The 25,482-nt window shown below is 67.9% G+C and carries 23 protein-coding genes; 17 read left to right on the forward strand and 6 right to left on the reverse strand.

Annotated features, from left to right (window positions below):
* Positions 1 to 97 precede the first annotated feature (97 nt).
* On the forward strand, positions 98 to 931 hold the full coding sequence (locus AC07O4_RS01240) for a MetQ/NlpA family ABC transporter substrate-binding protein (RefSeq protein WP_159275751.1): 834 nt from the start codon (positions 98 to 100) through the stop codon (positions 929 to 931).
* Positions 928 to 2,283 carry an LLM class flavin-dependent oxidoreductase gene (locus AC07O4_RS01245; protein WP_487848167.1) on the forward strand — a complete coding sequence of 452 codons (1,356 nt, stop codon included), beginning with the start codon at positions 928 to 930 and terminating at the stop codon, positions 2,281 to 2,283. The genes AC07O4_RS01240 and AC07O4_RS01245 overlap by 4 nt, the downstream gene beginning before the upstream one ends.
* 158 nt (positions 2,284 to 2,441) lie before the next feature.
* Here AC07O4_RS01245 and AC07O4_RS01250 read toward each other — a convergent pair whose 3' ends face one another.
* On the reverse strand, positions 2,442 to 3,344 hold the full coding sequence (locus AC07O4_RS01250) for a LysR family transcriptional regulator (protein ID WP_070062397.1): 903 nt from the start codon (positions 3,342 to 3,344) through the stop codon (positions 2,442 to 2,444).
* 111 nt (positions 3,345 to 3,455) lie between these two features.
* Between AC07O4_RS01250 and gcl the strand changes: the two genes are divergently transcribed.
* Genes gcl through AC07O4_RS01265 form a run of 3 tightly spaced genes read left to right on the forward strand, consistent with a single transcriptional unit; the run spans position 3,456 to position 6,990 of the window.
* Complete coding sequence (gcl, locus tag AC07O4_RS01255; protein ID WP_062473376.1) at positions 3,456 to 5,249, forward strand: glyoxylate carboligase; 1,794 nt, start codon at positions 3,456 to 3,458, stop codon at positions 5,247 to 5,249.
* A 17-nt stretch (positions 5,250 to 5,266) separates the two neighbouring features.
* Positions 5,267 to 6,052, forward strand: a complete 786-nt coding sequence (gene hyi, locus AC07O4_RS01260) for a hydroxypyruvate isomerase (RefSeq protein WP_495303515.1) — start codon at positions 5,267 to 5,269, stop codon at positions 6,050 to 6,052.
* Positions 6,053 to 6,075: 23 nt separating this feature from the next.
* Positions 6,076 to 6,990: a 2-hydroxy-3-oxopropionate reductase gene (locus tag AC07O4_RS01265; RefSeq protein ID WP_369629720.1), complete on the forward strand. Its 915-nt coding sequence runs from the start codon at positions 6,076 to 6,078 to the stop codon at positions 6,988 to 6,990.
* Between the two features lie 2 nt (positions 6,991 to 6,992).
* On the opposite strand, the gene AC07O4_RS01270 is transcribed toward AC07O4_RS01265, so the two are convergent.
* Positions 6,993 to 8,333, reverse strand: a complete 1,341-nt coding sequence (locus AC07O4_RS01270; protein WP_495264119.1) for an NAD(P)/FAD-dependent oxidoreductase — start codon at positions 8,331 to 8,333, stop codon at positions 6,993 to 6,995.
* A 220-nt stretch (positions 8,334 to 8,553) separates the two neighbouring features.
* Between AC07O4_RS01270 and AC07O4_RS01275 the strand changes: the two genes are divergently transcribed.
* Positions 8,554 to 10,854 (forward strand): NADP-dependent malic enzyme, encoded by a 2,301-nt coding sequence (locus AC07O4_RS01275; RefSeq protein WP_139702033.1) that lies wholly within the window; start codon positions 8,554 to 8,556, stop codon positions 10,852 to 10,854.
* A 74-nt stretch (positions 10,855 to 10,928) separates the two neighbouring features.
* Here the strand turns inward: AC07O4_RS01275 and AC07O4_RS01280 are convergent, their stop codons facing one another.
* Genes AC07O4_RS01280 through AC07O4_RS01290 form a run of 3 tightly spaced genes read right to left on the reverse strand, consistent with a single transcriptional unit; the run spans position 10,929 to position 14,488 of the window.
* The gene (locus AC07O4_RS01280; protein WP_495303516.1) at positions 10,929 to 11,720 is read right to left on the reverse strand and encodes an aspartate/glutamate racemase family protein; all 792 of its coding nucleotides are present in this window, start codon (positions 11,718 to 11,720) and stop codon (positions 10,929 to 10,931) included.
* Positions 11,721 to 11,733: 13 nt separating this feature from the next.
* Positions 11,734 to 12,783 (reverse strand): S-methyl thiohydantoin desulfurase domain-containing protein, encoded by a 1,050-nt coding sequence (locus AC07O4_RS01285; protein ID WP_495303517.1) that lies wholly within the window; start codon positions 12,781 to 12,783, stop codon positions 11,734 to 11,736.
* 49 nt (positions 12,784 to 12,832) lie between these two features.
* Complete coding sequence (locus tag AC07O4_RS01290; protein ID WP_495303518.1) at positions 12,833 to 14,488, reverse strand: OPT/YSL family transporter; 1,656 nt, start codon at positions 14,486 to 14,488, stop codon at positions 12,833 to 12,835.
* 159 nt (positions 14,489 to 14,647) lie between these two features.
* Between AC07O4_RS01290 and AC07O4_RS01295 the strand changes: the two genes are divergently transcribed.
* The 11 genes from AC07O4_RS01295 to AC07O4_RS01345 all read left to right on the forward strand — a co-directional run bounded on the left by AC07O4_RS01295 (position 14,648) and on the right by AC07O4_RS01345 (position 25,283).
* Positions 14,648 to 15,427, forward strand: coding sequence for an IclR family transcriptional regulator (locus tag AC07O4_RS01295; protein WP_495303519.1), 780 nt, complete (start codon positions 14,648 to 14,650; stop codon positions 15,425 to 15,427).
* Between the two features lie 298 nt (positions 15,428 to 15,725).
* Positions 15,726 to 16,640, forward strand: coding sequence for a dihydrodipicolinate synthase family protein (locus AC07O4_RS01300; protein WP_062473360.1), 915 nt, complete (start codon positions 15,726 to 15,728; stop codon positions 16,638 to 16,640).
* 38 nt (positions 16,641 to 16,678) lie between these two features.
* Positions 16,679 to 17,296 (forward strand): TRAP transporter small permease, encoded by a 618-nt coding sequence (locus AC07O4_RS01305; RefSeq protein WP_493193516.1) that lies wholly within the window; start codon positions 16,679 to 16,681, stop codon positions 17,294 to 17,296.
* A gap of 1 nt (position 17,297) precedes the next feature.
* Positions 17,298 to 18,563, forward strand: a complete 1,266-nt coding sequence (locus tag AC07O4_RS01310; RefSeq protein ID WP_062473357.1) for a TRAP transporter large permease — start codon at positions 17,298 to 17,300, stop codon at positions 18,561 to 18,563.
* A gap of 62 nt (positions 18,564 to 18,625) precedes the next feature.
* Entirely contained in the window at positions 18,626 to 19,624 is a 999-nt protein-coding gene (locus AC07O4_RS01315; protein ID WP_495303520.1) for a TRAP transporter substrate-binding protein, read from the forward strand.
* A 155-nt stretch (positions 19,625 to 19,779) separates the two neighbouring features.
* A complete protein-coding gene (locus AC07O4_RS01320) occupies positions 19,780 to 20,814 on the forward strand; it encodes an ABC transporter substrate-binding protein (protein ID WP_062473355.1) in 1,035 nt (344 codons plus the stop codon).
* Entirely contained in the window at positions 20,814 to 21,674 is an 861-nt protein-coding gene (locus tag AC07O4_RS01325) for an ABC transporter ATP-binding protein (protein WP_095950868.1), read from the forward strand. Before AC07O4_RS01320 ends, AC07O4_RS01325 begins: the two co-directional genes overlap by 1 nt.
* Before the next feature lie 10 nt (positions 21,675 to 21,684).
* A complete protein-coding gene (locus AC07O4_RS01330) occupies positions 21,685 to 22,455 on the forward strand; it encodes an ABC transporter permease (RefSeq protein ID WP_495303521.1) in 771 nt (256 codons plus the stop codon).
* A gap of 11 nt (positions 22,456 to 22,466) precedes the next feature.
* Positions 22,467 to 22,943, forward strand: a complete 477-nt coding sequence (locus AC07O4_RS01335; protein WP_495303522.1) for a nucleoside deaminase — start codon at positions 22,467 to 22,469, stop codon at positions 22,941 to 22,943.
* Between the two features lie 14 nt (positions 22,944 to 22,957).
* Positions 22,958 to 23,761 carry an aminoglycoside phosphotransferase family protein gene (locus tag AC07O4_RS01340; RefSeq protein ID WP_495303523.1) on the forward strand — a complete coding sequence of 268 codons (804 nt, stop codon included), beginning with the start codon at positions 22,958 to 22,960 and terminating at the stop codon, positions 23,759 to 23,761.
* Positions 23,762 to 23,771: 10 nt separating this feature from the next.
* Complete coding sequence (locus AC07O4_RS01345) at positions 23,772 to 25,283, forward strand: hypothetical protein (protein WP_495303524.1); 1,512 nt, start codon at positions 23,772 to 23,774, stop codon at positions 25,281 to 25,283.
* Here the strand turns inward: AC07O4_RS01345 and AC07O4_RS01350 are convergent.
* Positions 25,247 to 25,468 (reverse strand): oxidoreductase-like domain-containing protein, encoded by a 222-nt coding sequence (locus tag AC07O4_RS01350; RefSeq protein WP_307588791.1) that lies wholly within the window; start codon positions 25,466 to 25,468, stop codon positions 25,247 to 25,249. The genes AC07O4_RS01345 and AC07O4_RS01350 overlap by 37 nt on opposite strands.
* Positions 25,469 to 25,482: the final 14 nt, after the last annotated feature.

Consider the following 25,482-nt stretch of genomic DNA (forward strand, 5'->3'; position numbering starts at 1 on the left):
GGCCTGCGGATATGCAAGCGCGCAAATCTTCGTTCGCGGCGCGCAGCGTGCGTCCTAGAGTGCCCGACTCCCCTTGCCGTCTCCCGGAGTTGTCGCCATGCCTTCCCTTTCGCGCGCCCCCTCGTGGCTGCGCCGCCTTGCCCCGCTGTCCGGCGGACTCGCCCTGAGCCTGCTGCTGCTCGCGCCCGCCCACGCGGACGACCTGCGCGTCGGCTTCATGCCGGGCCCCTACCGCGACGCCTTCACCCACGGCATCGAGCCCCAGTTGAAGAAGCTGGGCTACAGCATCAAGTACGTCGAGTTCAGCCAGGGCGTGCAGCCCAACGACGCCGTGGAGCGCGGCCAGATCGACGCCAACATCTTCCAGCACTCGCTGTACCTGAACGCCACCAACAAGCAGCAGGGCTTCGACCTCGTACCCGTGGTGCATGTGCCGACGCCGCCCATGGGCCTGTATTCGCGCCGCCACAAGACGCTCGACGCCGTGCCCGACGGCGCCACCGTCACGCTGCCGGCCGACCCGGTGAATGCGGCGCGCGCGCTCAACATCCTCGCGGCCATCGGGTGGGTCACGCTCAAGCCGGGCGTGAGTCCGCTGAGCGTGTCGGAGCGCGACATCGCGAGCAACCCCAAGCGACTGAAGATCGTGCCGCTGGACGCCGCGCAGGCGCCGCGCTCGCTGGCCGATGCCGACCTCGCGGCCGTGCAGGGCAACTTCGCCGTGGCCTCGGGCCTGAAGCTCACCGAGGCGCTGAAGCTCGAAGACATGACGCTGCCCTACGTCAACGTGGTGGCGGTGAAGCGCAGCAACGAACACGCGAAATTCGCGAAGGACATCGCCACCGCCTACCAGTCGCCCGAATTCCAGAAGTTCTTCAAGGCCAACCCCGTGTGGGCGGGCTACCGGCTGCCGGACTATTTCAGCCAATGAGCAACAACAATACCACCGCGCCACGCCGGCAGCTGCACCTCAACGTCAACATCCTGCATTCGGGCTTCGTGCCCTCGGCCTGGCGCCTGCCCGAGAGCGACCCGTGGGCGTTCGCCGACATCCAGCACTACATCCGCACCGCGCAGATCGCCGAGGCCGCCAAGCTCGACGCCGTGTTCCTGGCCGACAACGCGGCCATCGTCGACCAGATCCACTTCCGCCCGATCACCGCGCTGGAGCCCACCATCCTGCTGGCCTGCGTGGCCGCCGCGACCACGCACATCGGCCTCATCGCCACCGCCTCCACCAGCTACAACGAGCCCTACAACCTCGCGCGCCGCTTCGCCACGCTCGACCACGTGAGCGCCGGCCGTGCCGGCTGGAACATGGTGACCACGGCCGACCTGCCCTCGGCGCGCAACTTCGGCCTGGACACCACACCCGACCACGCCAAGCGCTACGCCCGGGCCTCGGAGTTCGCCGACATCGTCAAGGCGCTGTGGGACAGCTGGGAAGACGACGCCTTCGTCGGCGACAAGGCCGCCGGCCGCTTCATCGACCCTGCCAAGGTGCATGCCCTCGCGCACCGCGGCGAGCACTTCGCGGTGCAGGGCCCGCTCAACCTGCCGCGCCCCCCGCAAGGCCACCCGGTGCTGGTGCAGGCCGGCGCCTCGGCCGACGGGCGCGAGCTCGCTTCGCGCCATGCCGAAGCCGTGTTCTCCGCCTCGCAATCCTTCGAAGAATCGCAGGCCTACGCACGCGCCCTCAAGACCCGCGCCGCCGAGCTGGGCCGCGGCCCCGATGCGGTGAAGGTGCTGGCCGGCCTCACCACCATCGTCGGCGCCACCGAAGCGCAGGCGCTTCGCCGCCGCGACGCACTGGTCGACCTGATCCCGTGGGACTACAGCCTCACGCGCCTGGCCGGTACGCTGGGCATCACGCCCGACCGCCTGAAGCTCGACGAGCGCCTGCCCGACGACCTGCCGCTGCCCGGCAATGGCAACGGCAACCACACCTTCTTCAACGCCGTGGTCGCGGCCGGGCGCACGCACGGCTACACGGTGCGCCAGCTGATCCGCGAACTCGCGGGCGGCGGCGGGCACCGCGTGATCGTCGGCACGCCCGAGCAGATCGCCGACGACATCGAGCGCTGGTTCAAGGGCGGTGCAGCGGACGGTTTCAACCTGATGCCCGACGCGCTGCCGCATGGGCTGCAGGACTTCGTGGAGGGCGTGGTGCCGATCCTGCAGAAGCGAGGCATCTTTCGCACCGAGTACGAGGGACGCACGTTACGCGACCACCTGGGATTGGCCCGGCCTGCAGGGCGGGCGGCACAGCGGCTCGCAGCCTGAAGCCGGCCTTTCACGCAGGGCGAACACCCACAGCGTGCCCTGTGCGCAGGGCATTGGGTGCTCCCCGCAGCGAAATCAAGGAGGAGGGGCGCAGCCCCGGGGGACATTCGCGGAGGGGAGTACCCGATGTCCTGTGCACGCGCCCTGAACAAACCCCGTCAGGCGTCCCACCACCCCTCATCAAACCGCCCCTGCAGAAACGCCACGAACCCCGACACCTTCCCAGGCACCAACTTCGGTGAGGGAAAGACCGCGTGAATCTCCTGCTCCGGCAGCGCATGGTCCCCCAGCACGGCGTTCACCTTGCCCGCAGCCAGCGATTCACTCGCCACATAGCGCGGCATCAACGCGATCCCCAACCCATCACGCGCCGCAGCCAGCACCGCCGACAGGTTGTTCGACCGGAAGCGCCCCGACACCGGCACCGTCACCGGATCGCCCTTGGGCGTGTGCATGCGCCAGAACTCGTCGCCCACCACGCTGCTGTAGATCAGCGCCACGTGCGCGCTCAGGTCCTGCGCGCGCTTGGGCGTGCCGTGCTTCTTCAGGTAGGCCGGCGACGCCACCATGACCCACGGATTCGCGCCGAGGTAGCGCGCGCCCAGTGACGAATCGGCCAGCTTGCCCATGCGGATCGCCACGTCGATGCCCTGCGCAATGAGGTCCACGTAGCGGTCCTCGAAGCTCAGGTCGAGCTGCACCTGCGGATGCCGGCGCATGTACTCCAGCGCCAGCGGCACCACCACGCGCCGCCCGAAGGCCACCGACGTGCCGACGCGCAAGAGGCCCTGCGCCTGGTTCTGGCGGAGCTGCACGATGCTGTCGGCCTCCTCGGCGTCGCGCACGATGGTCTTGCACTTCTCGTAGTACAGCGCGCCCGGCTCCGTGAGGCTCACGCCGCGCGTGTTGCGGTTGAGCAGCCGCACCTTCAGGCGCGCCTCCGTGGCCGCGACCTGCTTGGTCACGGTGGGTTGCGTGGTGTTGAACTCGCGCGCCGCTTTCGAGAAGCTGCCGGTCTCGACGACCCGCACGAACATTTCCATAGCCAGTAGACGATCCATGGCCGGATGGTAGCCAGTTATTCCATGGCGGAATAGGTTTTATGGCCCCCAGCCGTCTTCTTGGAATGCGCCCCGCTTCCTACAGTGAGGCCACCTCAAGGAGACTTTCAAATGGCAAAGATGACAGCGGTCCAGGCCGCAGTTCTGGTGATGGAAAAAGAAGGCGTCACGCAGGCCTTCGGCGTGCCGGGCGCAGCAATCAACCCGCTGTACTCGGCCCTGCGCCAGCGCGGCAGCATCTCGCACATCCTCGCGCGCCACGTCGAGGGCGCCTCGCACATGGCCGAGGGCTACACCCGCGCAGTGGCCGGCAACATCGGCGTGTGCATCGGCACCTCGGGCCCGGCGGGCACCGACATGATCACGGGCCTGTACTCGGCCTGGGCCGACTCCATTCCCATTCTCTGCATCACCGGCCAGGCACCGCGCGCACGCCTGTACAAGGAAGACTTCCAGGCGGTCGACATCGAGTCGATCTCCAAGCCCGTCACCAAGTGGTCGGTCACCGTGCGTGAACCCGGCCAGGTGCCACAGGTGTTCCAGCAGGCCTTCCACCTCATGCGCTCGGGCCGGCCCGGCCCCGTGCTCATCGACCTGCCCTTCGACGTGCAGATGGCGCAGATCGAGTTCGACATCGACGCCTACGAGCCCCTGAAGCCCTACAAGCCGGCCGCCACGCGCGCCCAGATCGAGAAGGCCATCGGCATGATGCAGGCGGCCGAGCGCCCGCTGATCGTGGCCGGCGGCGGCATCATCAACGCCGACGCGTCCGACCTGCTCGTGCGCTTTGCCGAAGCCACCGGCGTGCCGGTGATCCCCACGCTCATGGGCTGGGGCGCCATTCCCGACGACCACCCGCTCATGGCCGGCATGTGCGGCCTGCAGACCAGCCACCGCTACGGCAACGCCACCGTGCTGGCGTCGGACTTCGTGCTGGGCATCGGCAACCGCTGGGCCAACCGCCACACCGGCTCGGTCGACGTCTACACCAAGGGCCGCACCTTCGTGCACGTGGACATCGAGCCCACGCAGATCGGCCGCGTGTTCACGCCCGACTTCGGCATCGTCTCCGACGCCAAGGCCGCGCTCGAACTCTTCGTCGAAGTGGCCGAGGAAATGAAGGCCGCCGGCAAGCTCACCGACCGTGGCGCCTGGGCCGGCGAATGCCGAGAGCGCAAGAAGACCTTGCTGCGCAAGACCAACTTCGACACCGTGCCGATGAAGCCGCAGCGCGTGTACCAGTGCATGAACAACCACCTCGAACGCGACACCTGCTACGTGAGCACCATCGGCCTGTCGCAGATCGCGGCCGCGCAGTTCCTGCACGTGTACAACCCGCGCCACTGGATCAACTGCGGCCAGGCCGGCCCGCTGGGCTGGACCATTCCCGCCGCGCTGGGCGTGCGCGCCGCCGACCCGACGCGCAAGATCGTCGCGCTCTCGGGCGACTACGACTTCCAGTTCATGATCGAAGAGCTGGCCGTGGGCGCGCAGTTCAAGCTGCCCTACCTGCACATCGTGGTCAACAACTCCTACCTCGGCCTGATCCGCCAGTCGCAGCGCGGCTTCGAGATGGACTACTGCGTGCAGCTGGCCTTCGACAACATCAACGCACCGGCCGACGCCGGCATCGAAGGCAGCTACGGCGTCGATCACCTCAAGGTGGTCGAGGGCCTGGGCTGCAAGGCGATCCGCGTGCACAAGCAGGAAGAGATGGCACCCGCCATCGCCCGCGCCGAAGCGCTCATGGCCGAGTTCCAGGTGCCGGTCGTCATCGAGGTGATGCTCGAGCGCGTGACCAACATCGCGATGGGCACCGAGATCGACGCCATCAACGAATTCGAACCGCTGGCCGAAAGCACGGCCGACGCACCCACGGCCCTCGCAGTGGCGATGCTGGATTGATCGAGGAGACAAGAGACATGCCCAAGTTCGCAGCCAATCTCACGATGCTCTTCACCGAGCTGCCGTTCATGCAGCGCTTCGAGGCGGCCGCCAAGGCCGGCTTCGAGGCGGTGGAGTACCTCTTCCCCTACCCCTTCGACAAGAAGGAACTCGCGGCGGCCCTGCGCGCCAACGGCCTGCAGCAGGTGCTGCACAACCTGCCGGCCGGCGACTGGGACAAGGGCGAGCGCGGCATCGCCTGCCACCCGGACCGCACCGGCGAGTTCCGCGAAGGCATCGCGCAGGCCATCGACTACGCCACGGCGCTGGGCTGCCCGCAGCTCAACTGCCTGGTCGGCAAGGTGCCGGCGGGCGTGAGCACCGACGCCGCCCACAAGACCGTGGTCGAGAACCTGCGCCTCGCAGCGCGCGAACTCGAAGCCGCGGGCCTGCGCCTGCTGATCGAGCCGATCAACACCTTCGACATCCCCGGCTTCTTCCTCACGCGCACCGACCAGGCGCTGGCGTTGATCGACGAAGTGGGCTCGGACAACCTGCGCGTGCAGTACGACATCTACCACGCGCAGCGCATGGAAGGCGAGCTGGGCAACACGCTCACCAAGCAGCTGGCGCGCATCGGCCACATCCAGCTGGCCGACAACCCGGGCCGCGGCGAGCCGGGCACGGGCGAGATCAACTACCCGTGGCTGTTCCAGCACATCGATGCGCTGGGCTACGACGGCTGGATCGGCTGCGAATACAAGCCCCGCGCCACCACCGTCGAAGGCCTCGGCTGGCGCGAAGCCCTCACGAAGAAGCAATGAACGTTCACGAAGGAAACAGAGACATGACCACTGCAGCAGCACAAAAAATCGGATTCATCGGCCTGGGCATCATGGGCGCCCCCATGGCGGGCCACCTGCTCGACGCAGGCCACGAACTCTTCGTGAACACGCACGGCAACACGCCGGAGCCCTTCGTCTCGAAGGCCACCATCTGCGGCTCGGCCGCCGAAGTGGCGCGCAAGGCCGACATCGTCTTCATCATGGTGCCCGACACCCCGGACGTGGAGAAGGTGCTGTTCGGCGCGCCGGGCGCGGAAGGCGTGGCCGACGGCCTGAAGGGTTCGCAGGGCAAGATCGTGGTGGACTGCAGCTCCATCGACCCGATCGCCACCAAGGAGTTCGCGCGCCGCATCGTGGCGCTGGGCGCCGGCTACATCGACGCACCGGTCTCGGGCGGCGAAGTGGGCGCCAAGGCCGCGAGCCTGACGATCATGTGCGGCGGCGACGAAGGCACCTTCGGCCGCGTGAAGCCGCTGCTGGACAAGATGGGCAAGAACGTGACGCTGGTGGGCGGCGCGGGCGACGGCCAGGTCTGCAAGGTGGCCAACCAGATCATCGTGGCGCTGAACATCGCCGCCGTGAGCGAAGCCCTGGTGTTCGCCTCGAAGGCCGGCGCCGACCCGGCCAAGGTGCGCCAGGCGTTGATGGGCGGCTTTGCCAGCTCGCGCATTCTGGAAGTGCACGGCGAACGCATGATCAAGCGCACCTTCGCGCCGGGCTTCCGCATCGCGCTGCACCAGAAGGACCTGAACCTGGCGATGCAAAGCGCCCGTTCGCTGGGCGTGGCGCTGCCGCAGACCGCGAACGCAGCGCAGCTGATGAACGCCTGCGCGGCGATGGGCTACGGCCAGCTGGACCACTCGGCGCTGGTGAAGGCTTTGGAAGCCCTCGCCCAGCACACGGTCACTCCAGACTGAAACTAGGTCTTTGCAGTCTCGAGAGACTCTTTCAGATTGCGTCGGCGCCATGCCCAGGTCTTCACGGCCTGCGGCAGGATGCCGATGCACGACGCGTAGTACGTCACCTTGAAGCCCCAGAAGCGCGGCCCGATGGGCGTGTTGCGGAACAGGTCGCCGGCCAGGATGGACAACAGCGCCTCCTGCATGCGCCAGATGTTGCGCGGCGCCATGAACAGGCGGCGGATGGCGGGCGAGGTGATGCGGTAGATGAACCACGAGAACATCTTCGGCCCGTGCTTCATCACCTTCTCGTAATGGCGGAAGGCCTTCTCGGCCTCCTTCGCCTCGCCCTTGAGCCAGTGGTCGGCGCAGGTCGCGGCCTCGAAGCCGCTGTTCATCGCCAGGTACACGCCCGAGGAGAACATCGGGTCGACGAAGGCGTAGGCGTCGCCCACCATCATGAAGCGGTCGCCGCGGCAGAACTTGGAGTCGTAGGCGTAGTTGCCGGTGGTGGTGGCGCCTTCCATCAGCGTGGCGTTCTTCAGCCGCGCAGCCAGCTTGGGCGCCAGCGCGATGGTCTGCATCAGGAAGTCCTCGAGCGAAGCGCCCTGGCGCCGCTTGAAGTAGGCCGGCGAGGCCACGGCGCCCACGCTCACGGTGCCGTCCTTCAGCGGGATGTACCAGAACCAGCCGTGGTCGAACCAGAAGAGCGAAATGTTGCCCTCGAAGCGGCCCGGCCTGCGCTCGGCGTTGGCGAAGTGGCCGTACAGCGCCGCGCTCGCATGCTTGCGGTTGCGCTGCTTGGCGTCGAACTGGTTCGACAGCAGCGTGTCGCGCCCGCTGGCGTCGATCACGAAGCGCGGGCGCCATTCGGTCTCGGTGCCGTCGTCGGCCTTGACCTTCACCAGCGCCCGGTTGTCAGGCGTTCCCTTGCCGGCGTCCATGTCAACGCCGGTGACGCGCCGGCCCTCGAAGGTGCGCGCGCCGCGCTTGCCGGCGTGGCGGAACAGCAGCTCGTCGAATTCCGAACGGCGCACGTGCACGGCATAGGGAAAACTCTTGTCCATCGCCTGGCCGAAGTCGAAGTGGCTGCTGTGGTCGTGCCAGGGCGAGACGAACTCGGCGCCGTGCTTGCGCAGGCCGATGGCCTCGACCTCGGTGCGCACGCCGAGCCGGTCGAACAGCGGCATGTTCATCGGCAGCAAGGATTCGCCGATGTGAAAGCGCGGATGTTGCGCCTTCTCGAGCAGCACCACGTCGTGGCCCTTGTCTGCGAGCAAGGCAGCCACCGTGGAGCCCGAAGGGCCTCCGCCGATGACCACGACGTCCGGCTCGGTGCCGGTGAAAGGTCCGGGTGTCATTCGATGTCCCTCCGTGTTGTTCTGTGGTTGTGGACGTTGGTTCGCCGCACCGCCCGTGCGGCACGGATTTGCCCCCCGGAAACGGGGGTGTTGAAGTTTAGCGAGTCGGCAGACCCTCTCGATCAGGCGGAAGATAGAGGGTCTCGTCGTTCCCCCCGAGAGAAGAGGCCGCGCTTTTGCGGTAGCCTCATTGCCCGCCAGAACCTAGGAGACTTTTCAAATGGCTGCATCCCTGTCCCCCGCTGAAGAAGCACTTCGAGAAGCAGCGCGCGAATACCACCGCTCGCCCGTCAAGGGCAAGATCTCGATCACCCCCACCAAGCCCCTGCTGAACCAGCGCGACCTGTCGCTGGCTTACTCGCCGGGCGTGGCCTACCCCTGCCTCGACATTGCGGAAGATCCCGCGCTCGCGGCCGAATACACCGCCCGCGGCAACCTCGTGGGCGTCATCACCAACGGCACCGCCGTGCTGGGCCTGGGCAACATCGGCCCGCTGGCCTCCAAGCCCGTGATGGAAGGCAAAGGCTGCCTGTTCAAGAAATTCGCCGGCATCGACGTGTTCGACATCGAGCTGGCCGAGAACGACCCCGACAAGCTGGTCGACATCATCGCGGCGCTGGAACCCACGCTGGGCGGCATCAACCTCGAGGACATCAAGGCGCCCGAGTGCTTCTACATCGAGAAGAAGCTGCGCGAGCGCATGAACATCCCCGTGTTCCACGACGACCAGCACGGCACGGCCATCATCTCGGCCGCGGCGCTGCTCAACGGCCTGGAACTGGTCGGCAAGAAGATCGAAGACGTCAAGATCGCCGTCTCGGGCGCCGGCGCCGCCGCCATCGCCTGCCTGGACGTGATGGTCGGCCTGGGCGCCAAGCCCGCCAACATCTACGCCTGCGACTCCAAGGGCCTGATCTACATGGGCCGCGCAGGCGGCTTCGACGAATCGAAGGCCCGCTACGCCCAGAAGGACACCGGCGCGCGCACCCTGGCCGACGTGGTGAAGGACGCCGACGTGTTCCTGGGCTGCTCGGCCCCCGGCGTCATGAGCGCCGAGATGGTCAAGACCATGGGCACGCAGCCGATCATCCTGGCGCTGGCCAACCCCGAGCCCGAGATCCGCCCCGAGCTGGCCAAGGCCGTGCGCCCCGACTGCATCATCGCCACGGGCCGTTCGGACTACCCGAACCAGGTCAACAACGTGCTGTGCTTCCCGTACATCTTCCGCGGCGCGCTCGACTGCGGCGCGAGCAAGATCACGGAAGAAATGAAGCTGGCCTGCGTGCGCGAGATCGCCGACCTCACCAAGGCCGACATCAGCGAAGAAGTGGCCACCGCCTACGCCGGCCAGGAGCTGGCCTTCGGCCCCGACTACATCATTCCCAAGCCCTTCGACTCGCGCCTGATCCTGCGCATCGCGCCGGCCGTGGCCAAGGCGGCCGCCGCCTCGGGCGTGGCCTCGCGCCCGATCGAGGACATGGAGGCCTACCGCCAGCACCTGACGCGCTTCGTCTACCAGACCGGCATGTTCATGCGCCCGGTGTTCAGCGCCGCCAAGATCTCCACCACCAAGCGCGTGGCCTACGCCGAGGGCGAAGACGAGCGCGTGCTGCGCGCCGCGCAGTGGGCGGTCGACGAAGGCCTGGCCCAGCCCATCCTGGTGGGCCGCCCCGCCGTGATCGAGGCGCGCATCCAGAAGGCCGGCCTGCACATCCGCCCCGGCACCGACTTCGAGATCGTGAACCCCGAAGACGATCCGCGCTTTCGCACCTACTGGGAGAGCTTCCACAAGCTCATGGGCCGCCGCGGCGTCACGCCCGAGGCCGCCAAGACCATGGTGCGCCGCTCGAACACCACCATCGCCGCGCTGATGCTGCACCTGGGCGACGCCGACGCGATGATCTGCGGCCTGGTCGGGCGCTTCGACGTGCACCTGGAGCACATCCGCAACCTGATCGGCCTGAAGCGCGGCGCGCCCGGCTTCGCCACGCTGAACGCGCTCACGCTCGAAAAGCGCACGGTGTTCATCACCGACACCAACGTGAACGAAGACCCGAGCGCCGAACTGCTGGCCAGCATCGCCGTGATGGCCGCCGAAGAGGTCCGCCGCTTCGGCCTGCCGCCGAAGGTGGCCTTCCTGTCGCACTCGAACTACGGCACCTCCAGCCGCGGCTCGGCGCGCAAGATGCGCCTGGCGCGCGACCTGTTCTCGCAGATGGCACCCGACATCGAGTGCGACGGCGAGATGCACGGCGACGCCGCGCTGTCCGACGAGATCCGCCGCACCGCCCTGCCCGAGACCACGCTCACCGGCGAGGCCAACCTGCTGGTGTGCCCGAACCTCGACTCGGCGCACATCCTCTACAACGTGCTGAAGATGACGGGCGCGAACGGCATCACGGTGGGCCCGATCCTGCTGGGCGCCGCCAGCTCGGCCCACGTGCTGACGCCTTCGGCGACGGTGCGCCGCATCATCAACATGACGGCGCTGGCCGTGGCGAAGGTGAAGGCCCAGGACTGACGCCGACGTTTCTTCCATGAAACACAACGCCCCGTCGCGGTCTCCGCGGCGGGGCGTTTCTCATGGGACGGTGCTCAGACGCGCACGGGCGACACCACCGGCACGTCGGCCGGGTCGAACACGTTCCAGGCCAGCAGCTCCCGGTCTTCGGGCGGTGGCTCGCAGCCGCCGACGCGGCTGGGCTTCCAATCGAAACGCTGTTTCGTATCGGCCAGCGCCTCGGCACGCTTGAAGGCGGCCAGCGCCGAATCGATGACGGGCACGCCCAGCGCGTCCTGCAGCTGGCGGTAGAAGCCGAACTCGAGCGTGCAGCCCAGGATGAGCGCTTCGGCGCCGTCCTCGTCGATGGCGCGGCGGCCCTGCGCGATCATGCGGCGCACGGTCTCGTCGCGGTCGCGCTGGAAGTCTTCCACGCCGAGTTCCAGCGCGCGGAACGAGGCGATCAGGTGTGCATGGCCGTACTCGCGCACGCGCGCCTCGATGCGCGGCACCCACTTGCGGCGCCCCACGATCACCGACACCTTCTGCGCCAGGTTGGACGCGACCTCGAACGAGGCCTGGCAGGGCGCGACCACCACGGTCTGGCCCGATATCTCGCGCGCCTCGACCAGCACCGGGTCGTAGAAGCAGCCGACCACCACGGCGTCGAAGCCCTGCTGCGCGGTGTCGCGCACGGCGCGCACGATGTCGGCGCCCAGCAGCGCCTCGTAGCTCTGGTACTCGACGTGGTGCTGCACCGAGGCGTTGCGCAGCGACACCACCTCGACCTCGGTGCCGGGGTTCTTCACCTCGGCGAACTCCTGCGCGAAGCGCGCGTTGTAGGTGTCGTTGCCGACGGCCCGGATCCAGCGGATGCGCAGTGTCATGGCGTGTCTCCGTTCAGGCCGGCGCGAAGGCTTCGCCCAGCGACTTCTCGAGCGGGCGGTACAGCTCGGGCATGAACATGGTGCGCGACAGCAGCAGCCGCGCGCGCGGCGCCACCAGCACGCGCAGCCGCGCGCCCTGCCGCACATGGGCCGACACCACGGGCTGGCCGTTGTCCGAGAAGGTCATGATCAGGTCGGGAAAGCGCGCGATGCGCTCGCCGCCCTGCGCCAGCAGCATGTACTCGTTGATGAAGCGCAGCGTGGTGCCGGCCGCGTCGTCGAGCTCGACCACGCCGACGTCCAGCCCTTCCTGCTGCTCGCAGCGGTAGGTGCGCACCGTGCCCTCGGCGACGAGGCGGCCGTCGAGCGAACGGGCCACGGCATCGACGCCGCCGTCCAGGAAGGCCTGGCCCAGCGCGATGGCGTGGCTGATGGCGCCCGGCGCGCCGTGCTGGCGCGCGTAGCCCACGGTCACGGGGTTGCGCGCCACGGCCACCAGGCCGCCCGCCTCCACCGAGGCGCGGCGCACCACGGCCGAGGTCTGCTCGAGCCGGCCCGACACCACGCCTTCGACATAGCGGTGCGGCTCGCCGCCCGCGTAGGCCTGCACCGAGAGGTAGTCGGGCTCGGTGTGCAGGCCCAGCGCGCCCATCACGCTCGAGGGGTGGGCACGGCCGTTGCACGCGAGGTCGATCACGGGCAGGCCGGTCATGGCGGCATGGAACCAGCCGTTGACCGTGGTCTCGGCGCCGTTCTCGTTGGCATGCAGCGCGACCAGCTTCTGGCCCGCCGGCAGCTCGCGCCGCAGCAGCTCCAGCGTGCGCAGCAGGTGCGCCGGCTGCACGTGCGGGTCGGGCGCGGCCGGCGCACCCACGAGGGCCATGGTGGCGGTGAGCGCGGCGTCGTCGAACTCGTCGACGCTCCACAGCTGCGGCGTGCCGACCTGCAGGGCCAGCCGCGCGGCGCGTTCGCCGGCCGCGATGAGCCCGCCGCCCCCGCCGCCGAGGATGGCGCCGCCCCAGATGGCCGCGCGGACGTCGTCACTGGTCAGATTGCGTTTCATGGATTCGATTCCTGTGTGTGTGAGATGAAAGAAAAAAGGAGATGAAGAACTACTTGCGCAGGCTCTTCACCGCGCCCGAGAAGAAGCTGTAGAGCGCGTCGCCCGCGATCACGCCGCCGGCGAACACCTCGAGCCGTTCGCGCGCGGCGGCGCCGAGCACGCCGTGCACCGCGAGCCGGCAGGCGATGCCGGCCGCGACCATCCAGCCGGCCATCGGGCTGGCGATGAGCAGGCCGGTGGCGAACAGCACGCCCAGCTGCTGGCGCGGCCCGCCCGCCAGCTGCAGCAGCGCGCCGGGCACGGCCCACAGCGCCAGGTTGCGCGCGGTCTCGCCCGAGATGCCGGCTTTGATCGCGGCCACGTAGGCGGCGTTGATCGGCGCGGTCTGGTGGTTGGCGAAGAACAGCGGGTACGCGCAGGCCACCACCACGATCGCCACGCCGAAGCCGACCATGCCGGCGATCATCTGTTCGCGCCGGCCTTCGAGTTCGAAGGCCGAGCCCGAGGCCTCGCCGCGCAGCAGGTGGCCGGCCTTGAGGTCGTAGCCCATGTCGGCAAAGGCCGGGCCGGTGGCAGCCGAGAAGCCGGCCAGCACCACCAGCGCCTCGGGCGGAAAGCCGATCAGGATGCCCAGCAGCAAAGAGATCAGCGCCACCGCGAAGGCCGGGAACCAGCCCGAGTGCATGGCCGCGATGCCCACGATGAGTTCGTGCACGAAGGCCGCGAAGGTGCCGTACACGATGAACAAGGCCAGCATGCCCGGCGACATGCCGGTGTAGATGCCGGTGCCCGCGCACAGCAGCACCATGATCGCGAGGTAGCCCGCGCCGCCCAGCTTGAGCGAGCGGCCGAGCACGCTGGCGCCGCGGGCCTCGGCCAGCGCTTCCTTCGTCGTGGCGCTGCTGTCGACCACTCGTCCGTGCTTCTTGAGCACCACGCGCGCCACCTGCACCAGCGCCACGAGGCCGGCGCCGATCATCATCCCGTGCGGCACGTAGCGCGTGCCGATGTCGAAGCCGAACAGCGGCGCCGAATAGCCGCGCACCAGCAGCCCGATGCCGAAGGCGGTCATGGCGCCCAGCCCGCCGATCAGCGCCACGCCGAAGGCCGACATCGGCAGCTTGAACACCGCGCCCGCCACGCCGGTGGCCAGCCCGCCCAGCAGCAGCCAGGCCTGCTTGCCGCCGCCGTCGCCCGCCTTGATGGCCTCGGCCGCGGCGATGCCCAGCGGCCACGGGTTCTTGGCCGGGAAAGCGGGCGTGTCGAACATGCGGTACAGCAGCCAGGCGTCGAGCAGCATCGCCAGGCTCACGCCGATGAGCATCGGCACCACCATCTGCGGCAGGCCGAACAGGAAGGGAATGCCGATCGGCAGGAACAGGCTGTTGGCCGCGCCGAAGGTGGCCGACGAGATGCTCGTCTGCGCCAGGTTCTGCGCATGCACCGAGCGAAAGCCCCGGAACATGGCCAGCGGCACGCGCGCCAAGGTCATGGCCGCGAGCGCGCCGATCAGCGAGGTGCTCGGCGTGATGCCCAGGCTGGCCAGCATCTGGATGCCGACGATGGCGCCGAACACGCTCAGCACCACCGTGAGGATCAGGTTGGCGGGCGCGAGCGCCTTGGGATGCAGCGCGGCCGGCGGCAACGCGGTGTGCCCGGCGCCCTTGTCTTCCAGCGGCGCGACGGCGGTCACTTCATGGTGCATGGTCATTCCTTGTTAGTTCCATATTTTGGAACCATGTCCAATAAACTTGAACTGAATGATAAAACCGTACTTTCGGCTGTCAAGCGGGCGTTCACCCGGGTCGGCCGAAAGACGCACCGGCGCCGAACCTATGATTCCCACCCCAACCTACCGAACACGATGAGCACCCTTGCCAACGCCATGGACGTCCTGAAGCTGATCGCGCGGCTGCGCCGCGACATCACGGTGACGGACGTCGTGACCGAGCTGGGCCTGCCCAAGAGCTCGGCCTCGCGCACGCTGAGCATGATGGCCGGCTACGGCTTCCTGGACCGCGACGCAGCCACGCGCGCCTACCGCCCGGGCGGCGTGATCATGGAAGCCTCGTACCACTTCCGCGCCTCGCGCAACACGGCCTCGCTGGTCGAGGAGGCGCTCGACGCGCTGGTGCGCGAGACCGGCTGCACGGGCTACATCAACGTGCTCGACGGCGCCGACACGCTCGTGATCCAGATGCGCACCGGCGCCGGCGCGCTGCAGATCTACACGCCGCCGGGCAGCCGCGCCCCCGCCTATTCCAGCGCCATGGGCCGCGCGCTGCTGGCCCGCCTGAGCGACGACGAAGTGGGCGCCCTGATCGGCACCAAGCTCGACCAGGGCCGCGGCCACGCACCGAAGACACGCAAGGACCTGCTCGCGCGCCTGGCCGTGATCCGCGACACGGGCTGGGCCCTGTCGCGCGGCGAGTACGTGACCAACGTGGCGGGCATCTCGTCGGCGGTGCTCGACCCCGCCACGCGCCAGACCTATGCCTTCGGCATCGCGCTGCCCGCGGAGCAACTGTCGGAAGCACTGGTGGAGCGCTTCGGCGCCACCGTGCGCGACGCCGCCAGCAGCGTGGGCAAGCGCGTGGGCGATCCGTACTGGCTGGGCTTCGGGGCGACCGCCGCGCTGACGTAGCCGCACCAACTCCGGCGCAAGCCGCACGCCCCGCCGCGTTCACCGCTGCGGGGCTTTTTTTCGCCTGCCGCATCGTGAGGCGCCTCCGTGCGCAGGGTGCGCCAAGGCGGTGCTTCCGGGGGCCCAAACGCCCTTTCCAGAAGCCTCCAACCACCATTTCGGCTGGCATGCAATCTGCTAATACCCTGAGCAGATATTTCTCATATCTTACTAATATATTTAAAAACCAAGCCTTCAAGCCCTGGTTTCGACCGCTGTCCGCAGCGCCCTTTTCTTCTTTTTTTCGAGGTACACGTCCATGAGCAATCCCCGCTGGCAAGGCATCTTTCCCGCCATCACCACCAAGTTCCACGCCGACGAAAGCATCGACGCCGAGGGCACGGCCCGCCACATCGACTTCCAGATCCGCAACGGCATCCATGGCCTCGTCACCTGCGGCTCGCTCGGCGAAGCCAGCACGCTGACGCTGGAAGAAAAACTGCAGGTCGCGAAGATCGCCCTGGAAGCCGCCGACGGCCGCATCCCCGTGCTGGCCAACGTGTCGGAGACCAGCACCCGCGAAGCCCTGCGCTACGTGGATGGCGCCAACAAGCTGGGCGTGGCCGGCTACATGGTCATGCCCTCGGTGATCTACGTGGCCGACGCACGCGAAGCGATGCTCAACGTGCGCACCATCGCCAACGCGGCCCAGAAACCCATCATGGTCTACAACAACCCGGTGGCCTACCGCGTGGACCTCAAGCCCCAGCACATGGTCGAGCTGGCCGACTGCGAGTGGATCGCCGCCATCAAGGAAAGCACCGACGACATCCGCCGCATCACCGACCTGCGCAACACGGTGGGCGACCGCTACCAGCTGTTCCTGGGCGTGGACGACCTGGCCTACGAAGGCCTGGCGCTGGGCTGCGACGGCCTGCTGGCCGGTGTCGGCTGCGCCTTCCCGCGCGAGACGGTGGCGCTGTACGACCTGATGAAGGCCGGCAAGTTTGCGGAAGCACTCAAGCTCTACCAGTGGATGACGCCGATGCTGCATCTGGACGTGTCGACCAAGCTGGTGCAGAACCTCAAGCTCATCGACCTGCTGGTCGGCGTGGGCACCGAGCACATGCGCCGCCCGCGCCTGCCGCTCATCGGCGAAGAGCGCGCCTTCATCGAGAAGGTCGTCGCCAAGGCGCTGGCCACGCGGCCCGCGCAGTACCAGTCGGTCATGTAATCGCCGCGCGCACGACGCACCGCAAGGCCCAGAACACCATGCAAGAAAACGCCTTGAAAGAAAGCGGCGGCCTGTCCCGCCGCGTGCTCGACGCGTCGGACCTCGTCCTGCGCTGCGAGCGCCACCTGCTCAGCAGCCTCATGGGGCTGCTCATCGTGCTGGTGCTGCTGAACGTGGTCACGCGCTACGGCGGCTTTCCGCTCTACTGGGTGGACGAGGCCTCGGTGTACTGCGTGGTCTGGCTCACCTTCATCGGTGCGTCGGCGATGACGCGGCTGCGGCTGGACTTTGCGGTGACCCTGCTCACCGACAAGCTCGGCACCCGGGCCGCGCGCATCGCCAAGGCCAGTGCCTCGGGCGGCGTGCTGCTGCTCGGGTTGGCCCTGCTCGCGATGTGCTGGTTGTGGATGGACCCGGCCGGCATCGTGCGCCACGGCTTCGACGCGAAGGAGTTCGCGGCCGAGAGCTTCAACTTTCTCTACACCGAGCGCACGCAGACGCTCGACTGGCCGACGTGGGTGGTGCAGCTGATCCTGCCGATCTTCGCGCTCACCCTCAGCGTGCATGCGCTGGCCAACCTCCTCGAAGACCTCGGCCTGCAGCCCAAGCGCACGCACGACGAGTTCCATGTCGCCAACGCGGACGCCGTGAACTGAAATGCTGACCTCTGCCTTCTTCCTGCTGATCATGCTGGTCGGCGTGCCGATCGGTGCCTGCCTGTGCCTGTCGGGCATCGTCTACATCCTCAACTCGGGCGACACGGTGCTGTTCCAGTCGTTCCCGGTGCAGATGTTCGGCGGCGTCGACAGCTACAGCCTCATTGCGATTCCGCTGTTCATCCTGATCGGCGAGATCATGAACGGCGGCGGCATCACGCGGCGCCTCGTCGACCTCGCGCTGGCCTTCATCGGCTCGGTGAAAGGCGGCCTGGCCTACGTGAACATCCTGGCGAACATGCTGGTGTCGTCGATCATCGGCTCGGCCACCGCGCAGGTGGCGATCATGAGCCAGATCATGGTGCCCGAGATGGAGAAGCAGGGCTACGACAAGACCTTCGCGGCCGGCATCACGGTGTACGGCGGCATGCTCGGCCCGATCATTCCGCCCTCGGTGATGTTCGTGGTGTACAGCGTGCTCGCGCAGGTGGCGGTGGGCGACATGCTCATCGCCGGGATCATCCCCGGCGTGATCCTCACGGTGCTGTTCTTCATCGTCATCGCCGGCATGGGCGTGATCTACAACTACCCGCGCACCGAGAAGCGCACCGCCCGCCAGCGGCTGCACACGATCCTCACGGCCTGCCCGACGCTGCTCATTCCGATCGTGATCGTCGGCTCGATCCTCGGCGGGCTGGCCAACCCCACCGAATCGGCGGCGGTGGGCGCGGTGGCCGCGGTGCTGGTGGGCCGCTACGTGACCAAGGAATTCCGCTTCGCGATGATTCCGCAGATCCTGCTGAAGTCGGCGATCTACTCGGCGGTGGTGCTGTTCCTGGTGGCGGCCGCTGCGGTGTTCTCGTGGCTGCTGATCTACGGCAAGGTGCCGCAGGCCACGGCCGCATGGATACAGACCGTGGCGAAGGACCCGATCGCCTTCCTGCTGCTGGTGAACGTGATCCTGCTGGTGATCGGCACCGTGATCGACGGCATTCCCGGGCTGATCATGACCGTGCCGATCCTGCTGCCCATCGCGACCGAGATCTACGGCATCGACCCGCGCCACTTCGGCGTGGTGGTGGTCATCAACCTCGTGCTCGGACTGATGACGCCGCCAGTGGGGCTGAGCTTCTTCGTGGCCTCGGCGGTGACCGGCGCCAAGCCCGGAAAGATGTTCATCGTCACGCTGCCCTTCTTCCTGATCTGCTGCGTGGCGCTGGTGCTGCTGTCGCTGTTCCCGAGTCTTTCGCTGGCGCTCATCAAGTAAGCGCTGAACCGATCTCTCTCTCTCGCTTCCCTTCACCTCACCTCACCCCACAGGAGCTTCGCATGGCCCTCTCCCGCCGCCAGTTCGTCCAGGCCGCCGCCGGCACCGCCGCCGCGTCGACCGCCCTCTTCGGCACCGTGTCGCGTGCCGCCGCCGCCAAGGAATTCCGCCTGGGCCTCATCACACCTGCGGGCCACTCGTGGAACCGCGCCGCAGTGAGTTTTGGCGAGGCACTGAAGAAGGCCACCGACGGCCGCCTGAGCGCCACGGTGTTCCACTCGGGCCAGCTCGGCAACGAGTCGGCCATGATGCAGCAGCTGCAATCGGGCGCGCTCGACATGGGCTGGATTCAAGCCGCCGAGCTCGGCTCGCGCGTGGCGAGCGTGGCGGCCATCAACGCGCCCTACCTCGTGCGCTCGACCACGAACGTCGCCTCGCTCGTGCGCACGCCCGCGGCGCTCAAGCTGCTCGACGTGCTGCCGCGCGAGACCGGCACCATCGGCCTGGGCTGGGGCATCACCGGCATGCGCGTGGTGTTCGCGACCAAGGACATCGCCTCGCCCACCGACCTGAAGGGCATGAAGCTGCGCATCAACCCCACGCCGGTGTACCGCGACTTCTACCAGTTGCTCGGCGCCGCGCCCACGCCCATTCCCACACCGGGCGTGTTCGACGCCATGTCCAACGGCCAGGTCGACGGGCTCGAAGCCGACATCGAGTTCTCGTGGAACCAGCGCTTCGACCGCGTCTCGAAAAGCCTGCTGCCGATGAATGCGCTGTTCATGCCCTTCGCCCCGCTGGTGTCGGGCCGCATCTGGCAGACGCTCGACGCGAAGGACAAGGCGCTCATCACCGACCTCGTGAAGCAGCAGCTCGACGCGCAGATCAAGGACATCGTGACCACCGAGCTGGGCCTCATCGACAAGTTCAAGGCCAGCGGCATTGCGATCAAGAGCGCCAGCAACTACAACCCCGCGCCGGTCATCGCCGAATTCGACAAGGTCTGGCTGCCCAAGGCGCCGCAGATTGCCGAGCTGCGCAAGATCGGCGCCGCACTCTGACGGCGGCCCGAGACCCCGATTCCCAGGCGCGGTGCACGCCGCACACGCCCTGGGCGCACCGCGCACCTCGGTGATTCACCGGAAGGGTTCGCACCAATCGCGTGCGGGCACCGTTTTTGCTTGAATGCCGAAGCATTCACCTTCACGGAACCCGCATGAACAAGCGTCAACTGATCCAGTCCTTCCTCGCCGCCTCGGCCCTCAGCTTCGGCCTGTCTTCGGCCATGGCCCAGAGCCCGACGCCGATCAAGTTCCAGCTCGACTGGCGTTTCGAAGGACCGGCCGCGCTGTTCCTGCACCCCGCGGCCAAGGGCTACTTCAAGGCCGCCGGCCTGGACGTGACCATCGACGCCGGCAACGGCTCGGGCGGCACCGTGACGCGCGTGGCCTCGGGCGCCTACGACATGGGCTTTGCCGACCTCGCGGCGCTGATGGAGTTCCACGCCAACAACCCCGACAGCCCGAACAAGCCGGTGGCCGTGATGATGGTCTACAACAACACACCGGCCTCGGTCATGGCGCTCAAGAAGAGCGGCATCACCAAGCCGGCCGACCTCGCCGGCAAGAAGCTGGGCGCGCCGGTGTTCGACGCGGGCCGCCGCGCGTTCCCCATCTTCGCCAAGGCCAACAACATCGGCGCCGTGAACTGGACCGCCATGGACCCGACGCTGCGCGAGACCATGCTGGTGCGCGGCGACATCGACGCCATCACGGGCTTCACCTTCACCTCGCTGCTCAACCTGGAGGCGCGCGGCGCCAAGGCGGCCGACGTGGTGATCCTGCCCTACCCCGACTACGGCGTGAAGCTGTACGGCAACGTGATCATCGCCTCGCCCAAGCTGCTCAAGGACAACCCGGCGGCGGTGAAGAAGTTCCTCTCGGCCTTCGCCAAGGGCGCCAAGGAAGTCATCGCCAACCCGGCGCTGGGCATCGAGTCGGTGAAGGCGCGCGACGGCATCATCGACAGCAAGCTCGAGACGCGCCGCCTGCAGCTGGCGATCGACACCGTCATCAACAGCGCCGACGCGCGCACCGACGGCTTCGGTGCCGTCAACGCGGGCCGCATGTCGCTCATGGCCTCGCAGGTCTCCGACGCCTTCAACACCAAGACGCGCGTGAGCCCCGATGCCGTGTGGACCGCGGCCATGCTCCCGCCCGCGGCCGAGCTCAGCGGAATCCTGCGCAAGTGATGGCGGCCGGCGCAACGACACCCGACGCGGCCGCCCCCTTCGTCGATTTCCAGGACGTCTGGCTCGCCTACAACGAAGAGCTGCTGCGCGCCAACCACTTCGCGGTCGAGGCCATCGACCTGAAAGTGACGCGCGGCGAGTTCATCGCCATCGTCGGCCCCTCGGGCTGCGGCAAGTCGACCTTCATGAAGCTCACCACGGGGCTGAAGATGCCCTCGATGGGCAAGATCCGCATCGACGGCCAGCCCGTGACCGGGCCGCTGAAGATCTCGGGCATGGCCTTCCAGGCGCCTTCGCTGCTGCCGTGGCGCACCACGGTCGACAACGTGCTGCTGCCGCTGGAAATCGTCGAGCCCTACCGCTCGAACTTCAAGGCCAAACGCAAGGAATACGAAGAGCGCGCCCGCCGCCTGCTGCAGAAGGTGGGCCTGGGCGGCTACGAGGACAAGTTTCCGTGGCAGCTCTCGGGCGGCATGCAGCAGCGCGCGAGCATCTGCCGTGCACTCATCCACGAGCCCAAGATGCTGCTGCTGGACGAGCCCTTCGGCGCGCTCGACGCGTTCACGCGCGAGGAGCTGTGGTGCATCCTGCGCGACCTGTGGACCGAGCAGCAGTTCAACGTGATCCTGGTCACGCACGACCTGCGCGAGTCGGTGTTCCTGGCCGACACGGTGTACGTGATGAGCAAGAGCCCCGGACGCTTCGTGGTCAAGCGCGAGATCGACCTGCCGCGCCCGCGCGAGCTGGAGCTGACCTACACCAAGGAGTTCACCGACATCGTGCTCGAGTTGCGCGGCCACATCGGCGCCATCCGCGGCAACGCCACCACAACCTCCGCCGCGGCGGCGGCAGCGCACTGAGGAGGCGGCGATGAAAAACACCAAACAACTCGAGCGCTGGTCGCCGTGGCTGCTGCTCGTGGCGGTGCTCCTGCTGTGGCAGGTGATCTGCGCGGGCTTCGGCGTGTCGGACTTCATTTTCCCGAGCCCGCTGCGCATCTGGGAGCAGTTCTGGGAGTTCAAGGAAATCATCGCGGGCCACGCGTGGCGCACCTTCTGGGTCACGATGGCGGGCTTCGGCCTGGCGATCGTGGTGGGCGTGTTGCTGGGCTTCGTGATCGGCAGCTCGCGCCTGGCCTATGCGGCGATCTACCCGCTGATGACGGCCTTCAACGCACTGCCCAAGGCGGCCTTCGTGCCGATCCTGGTCGTGTGGTTCGGCATCGGCATCGGACCGGCGATCCTCACGGCGTTTCTGATCAGCTTCTTCCCGATCATGGTGAACATCGCGACCGGCCTGGCCACGCTCGAGCCCGAGCTGGAAGACGTGCTGCGCGTGCTGGGCGCCAAGCGCTGGGACGTGCTCGTCAAGATCGGCCTGCCGCGCTCCATGCCCTACTTCTTCGGCTCGCTGAAGGTGGCGATCACGCTGGCCTTCGTCGGCACCACGGTGTCGGAGATGACGGCCGCCAACGAGGGCATCGGCTACCTGCTGATCTCGGCCGGCTCGGCCATGCAGATGGGCCTGGCCTTCGCGGGCCTGATGGTGGTGGGCGCGATGGCGATGGTCATGTACGAACTCTTCAGCCTCATCGAGAAGCACACCACCGGCTGGGCGCATCGCGGGTCTCAGAACCAATAAATAATCGGGGCATGACTCCCGAACAGATCACCCGCGCGCTGCGTCGCGCCGACGCCGTGGCGCGACGCGCCATGGCCATGGGCCGCCACCCCTTCGGCGCCGTGCTCGTCGCGCCCGACGGCGAGACCATCCTCGCCGAGCAGGGCAACATCGACACGGTGCATCACGCGGAGGCCACGCTCGCGCGCCACGCGGCGCAGAACTGGCCGGCCGAGTACCTGTGGCAATGCACGCTGGTGACCACCTTCGAGCCCTGCGCCATGTGCGCGGGCACGAGCTACTGGGCCAACATCGGGCGCGTGGTGTACGGCGCGGAAGAATCGGCGCTGCTCGCCCTCACCGGCGACCACCCCGAGAACCCGACGCTGAGCCTGCCCTGCCGCGAGGTCTTCACGCGCGGACAGAAACCCGTCGAGGTGATCGGCCCCGTGCCCGAGGTGGCCGACGAGATGATCGCCACGCACCGGGGGTTCTGGGAATCGCGCTAGTGGTTCCGCACGGCGTGTTCGCGCCTTACCTGCAACGCTGGCAGCTCACGCCCGACGGCGAGGCCTTCGCCTCGCTGAGCGGCACGCTGCTGCCCGTGCGCCAACAGGGCATTGCGGCCATGCTCAAGGTGTCGCACGAAGCCGAGGAACAGGCAGGCAGCCTGCTGATGGCCTGGTGGAACGGCGACGGCGCCGCGCCCGTGCTGGCCCATGACGGCGAAGCCCTGCTGATGGTGCGCGCGCAAGGCACTGGCTCGCTCGCGCAGCTGGTTCACGAAGGCCGCGACGACGAGGCCACGCGCATCCTGTGCGCCGCCGCCGCGCGCCTGCATGCCCCGCGCGACACGCCGCCGCCCCCGACGCTGGTGCCGCTCTCGCGCTGGTTCGAATCGCTGTGGGCCGGCGCGGCCACGCACGGCGGCATCTTCGACCACAGCGCACGCACCGCACGCGAGCTGCTGGCCGCGCCGCGCGAGGTGGTCGTGCTGCATGGCGACATCCACCACGGCAACGTGCTCGACTTCGGCCCGGCCGGTTGGCTCGCCATCGACCCCAAGGGCCTGCACGGCGAGCGCGGCTTCGACCACACGAACATCCTGTGCAACCCGGATGGCGAGAGCGCATTAGCGCCCGGGCGCTTCGCGCGCCGCATCGAGGTCATCGCGGAGGCCACGGGCATCGAGCAGCGGCGATTGCTGCAGTGGGTGCTGGCGTGGGCCGGGCTGTCGTCGGTGTGGATGCTGGAAGACGGCGAGGCACCCGGGAGCACGCTGGAGGTGGCGAAGCTGGCGGCTGCGGCGCTCGGGATCGCCGGCTAGATTCGGACGCATGTCTCGCCCTCACTCCTACCTCGATGTCCTCGCGCGGGTTCTGGCGCTGCCGGTGTCGGAAGGCCTTGCGTCTTCTGACGAGCGCTTTCATGCGGCATCGGCGGGTGCGGACACGCTGATCGTCGACGTCGAGAAGCGCCGCTACCACCGCGTGCCCGATGCGCGTCCTCTGAGCTTTGAAGACGCGACGCACGACGGCGTCGCGCAGGCCGCGCTGCAGCTTGAACACCGCGATGGCATCCGCACGATCGCGCTGGCCGCGCAGGACGACAGCTTCTGGACACCGCTGCCCGATCCGCGCGTGATCGGCCTGCCGCGCATCGTGCAGCGGCATGACACGGCGTGGGCGTCTCCAGCGCCGCCGCCTTCAGATGCTCCCCAACGGACCCGCATCACCGACTGGCTGGGGTCGCTGGTCGCGCTGGCGGTGCTGGCCTTCTTTGCCGCCTTCGGTTTCAACGCACTGCGCTGGTCGCTGGAGGGCGGTTGGAACCTGCTGTGGCTGCTGGTGGGGCTGCCGGTGTTTCCGGTCTTCACCGTGCTGACACTGTCGACCGCCTACGGCCTTTTCCGAACTGCGGTGCCACCGCGCCAGGCCCTGAACGCGATCGATGTCAGTCGCGACGAGCGCTTTCGCATCGGCGAACCCCTGGCGTTTCGCGTGGATGCCACGGTGCCAGCGTCAGTGGGCGATCAACCCGCGGAACCGCCGCCCCAAGTCTTCGCTCGCCTGATCGTCCAGACGGTGAACGACAAGGAGGATGGCAGTTGGTCGGTGAACGATTGGGCCTGGGACGCGGACCCCGCCGACTGCGTTTCATCGACGCTCACCGGCACAGGTGAACGCCACGTGCACTATGCCGGCACCGTGACGGCATCGCGCAACATGCCGCGCAAGGCACAGGAGCGCTGGCACCTGGCGTTGTCCGCCAACCAGGAAGCGGGAACCGAGCCGTTCTATGTCACCAGCCTCGCCACGCCGCCCTTGATCACGCCCCACCGGATGGTGCAACCGCCGGATCGCCTGGCACAACTCAATGCCCTGCTGCACGACGATGAGTTTGAGTTGGCCCGCACGGCCTACGGCAGAGAAGGCAGCAGGGCATTCTTCGACGACTTCACGCTGGAAGATATCCGGGCAGTGTTCACGGTCGACGCCGAGGCAGTGGTGGACCACGCGATGGCCACTGCTTGGTACGAAGGCAAGATCAAGACCGAGCGAGTCGGCGGCGACAGCTCCTACTACCTGCTGAAGGAAGGCTCTGCCTACAAGGTGATGTTCACCGAACGCTGGTGGACCGAGTCACTGTACGAGTCGACCGACCTGCGCAGCGCCGTGGCACGCTACCTCGTGGCAACCAACCTCTTTGTCCGACGCCTGCCGGGCGCGCAAGCGCTGGAGATTCCAGCGCCCTACAGCGACATGAGGTCCGACTCAGCCCCTTCGGTTTCCGCGACCGACGAAACGCCCCCTCAATCCAGCAGCAGCGACGCCTCATCCCGCCAATAGGCCACCGCCGCCAGCCACCCTTCCCACACGCACCCATTGCAGCCGCGCCCGCAGCAGGTGGTGGGCTCGGGCGGCGGCGCGCGCATCGCCACGCCTTCGGCATCGAGCATCGCCTGCACGCGCGCGATCAGCGCTTGCGCGCCGGCGAGGTTCGTGGGTTCGGGCAGCCGGTCGATGGCGTTCATGGTGGGCGGGTCTT

It is taken from the genome of Variovorax sp. GW821-FHT09D04 (genome assembly GCF_059416405.1).

Coding starts and splice junctions, on each gene's coding strand:
- AC07O4_RS01240 (WP_159275751.1), top strand. CDS start 98: ATGCCTTCCCTTTCGCGCGCCCCCTCGTGGCTGCGCCGCCTTGCCCCG.
- AC07O4_RS01245 (WP_487848167.1), top strand. CDS start 928: ATGAGCAACAACAATACCACCGCGCCACGCCGGCAGCTGCACCTCAAC.
- AC07O4_RS01250 (WP_070062397.1), bottom strand. CDS start 3,344: ATGGATCGTCTACTGGCTATGGAAATGTTCGTGCGGGTCGTCGAGACC.
- gcl (WP_062473376.1), top strand. CDS start 3,456: ATGGCAAAGATGACAGCGGTCCAGGCCGCAGTTCTGGTGATGGAAAAA.
- hyi (WP_495303515.1), top strand. CDS start 5,267: ATGCCCAAGTTCGCAGCCAATCTCACGATGCTCTTCACCGAGCTGCCG.
- AC07O4_RS01265 (WP_369629720.1), top strand. CDS start 6,076: ATGACCACTGCAGCAGCACAAAAAATCGGATTCATCGGCCTGGGCATC.
- AC07O4_RS01270 (WP_495264119.1), bottom strand. CDS start 8,333: ATGACACCCGGACCTTTCACCGGCACCGAGCCGGACGTCGTGGTCATC.
- AC07O4_RS01275 (WP_139702033.1), top strand. CDS start 8,554: ATGGCTGCATCCCTGTCCCCCGCTGAAGAAGCACTTCGAGAAGCAGCG.
- AC07O4_RS01280 (WP_495303516.1), bottom strand. CDS start 11,720: ATGACACTGCGCATCCGCTGGATCCGGGCCGTCGGCAACGACACCTAC.
- AC07O4_RS01285 (WP_495303517.1), bottom strand. CDS start 12,783: ATGAAACGCAATCTGACCAGTGACGACGTCCGCGCGGCCATCTGGGGC.
- AC07O4_RS01290 (WP_495303518.1), bottom strand. CDS start 14,488: ATGCACCATGAAGTGACCGCCGTCGCGCCGCTGGAAGACAAGGGCGCC.
- AC07O4_RS01295 (WP_495303519.1), top strand. CDS start 14,648: ATGAGCACCCTTGCCAACGCCATGGACGTCCTGAAGCTGATCGCGCGG.
- AC07O4_RS01300 (WP_062473360.1), top strand. CDS start 15,726: ATGAGCAATCCCCGCTGGCAAGGCATCTTTCCCGCCATCACCACCAAG.
- AC07O4_RS01305 (WP_493193516.1), top strand. CDS start 16,679: ATGCAAGAAAACGCCTTGAAAGAAAGCGGCGGCCTGTCCCGCCGCGTG.
- AC07O4_RS01310 (WP_062473357.1), top strand. CDS start 17,298: ATGCTGACCTCTGCCTTCTTCCTGCTGATCATGCTGGTCGGCGTGCCG.
- AC07O4_RS01315 (WP_495303520.1), top strand. CDS start 18,626: ATGGCCCTCTCCCGCCGCCAGTTCGTCCAGGCCGCCGCCGGCACCGCC.
- AC07O4_RS01320 (WP_062473355.1), top strand. CDS start 19,780: ATGAACAAGCGTCAACTGATCCAGTCCTTCCTCGCCGCCTCGGCCCTC.
- AC07O4_RS01325 (WP_095950868.1), top strand. CDS start 20,814: ATGGCGGCCGGCGCAACGACACCCGACGCGGCCGCCCCCTTCGTCGAT.
- AC07O4_RS01330 (WP_495303521.1), top strand. CDS start 21,685: ATGAAAAACACCAAACAACTCGAGCGCTGGTCGCCGTGGCTGCTGCTC.
- AC07O4_RS01335 (WP_495303522.1), top strand. CDS start 22,467: ATGACTCCCGAACAGATCACCCGCGCGCTGCGTCGCGCCGACGCCGTG.
- AC07O4_RS01345 (WP_495303524.1), top strand. CDS start 23,772: ATGTCTCGCCCTCACTCCTACCTCGATGTCCTCGCGCGGGTTCTGGCG.
- AC07O4_RS01350 (WP_307588791.1), bottom strand. CDS start 25,468: ATGAACGCCATCGACCGGCTGCCCGAACCCACGAACCTCGCCGGCGCG.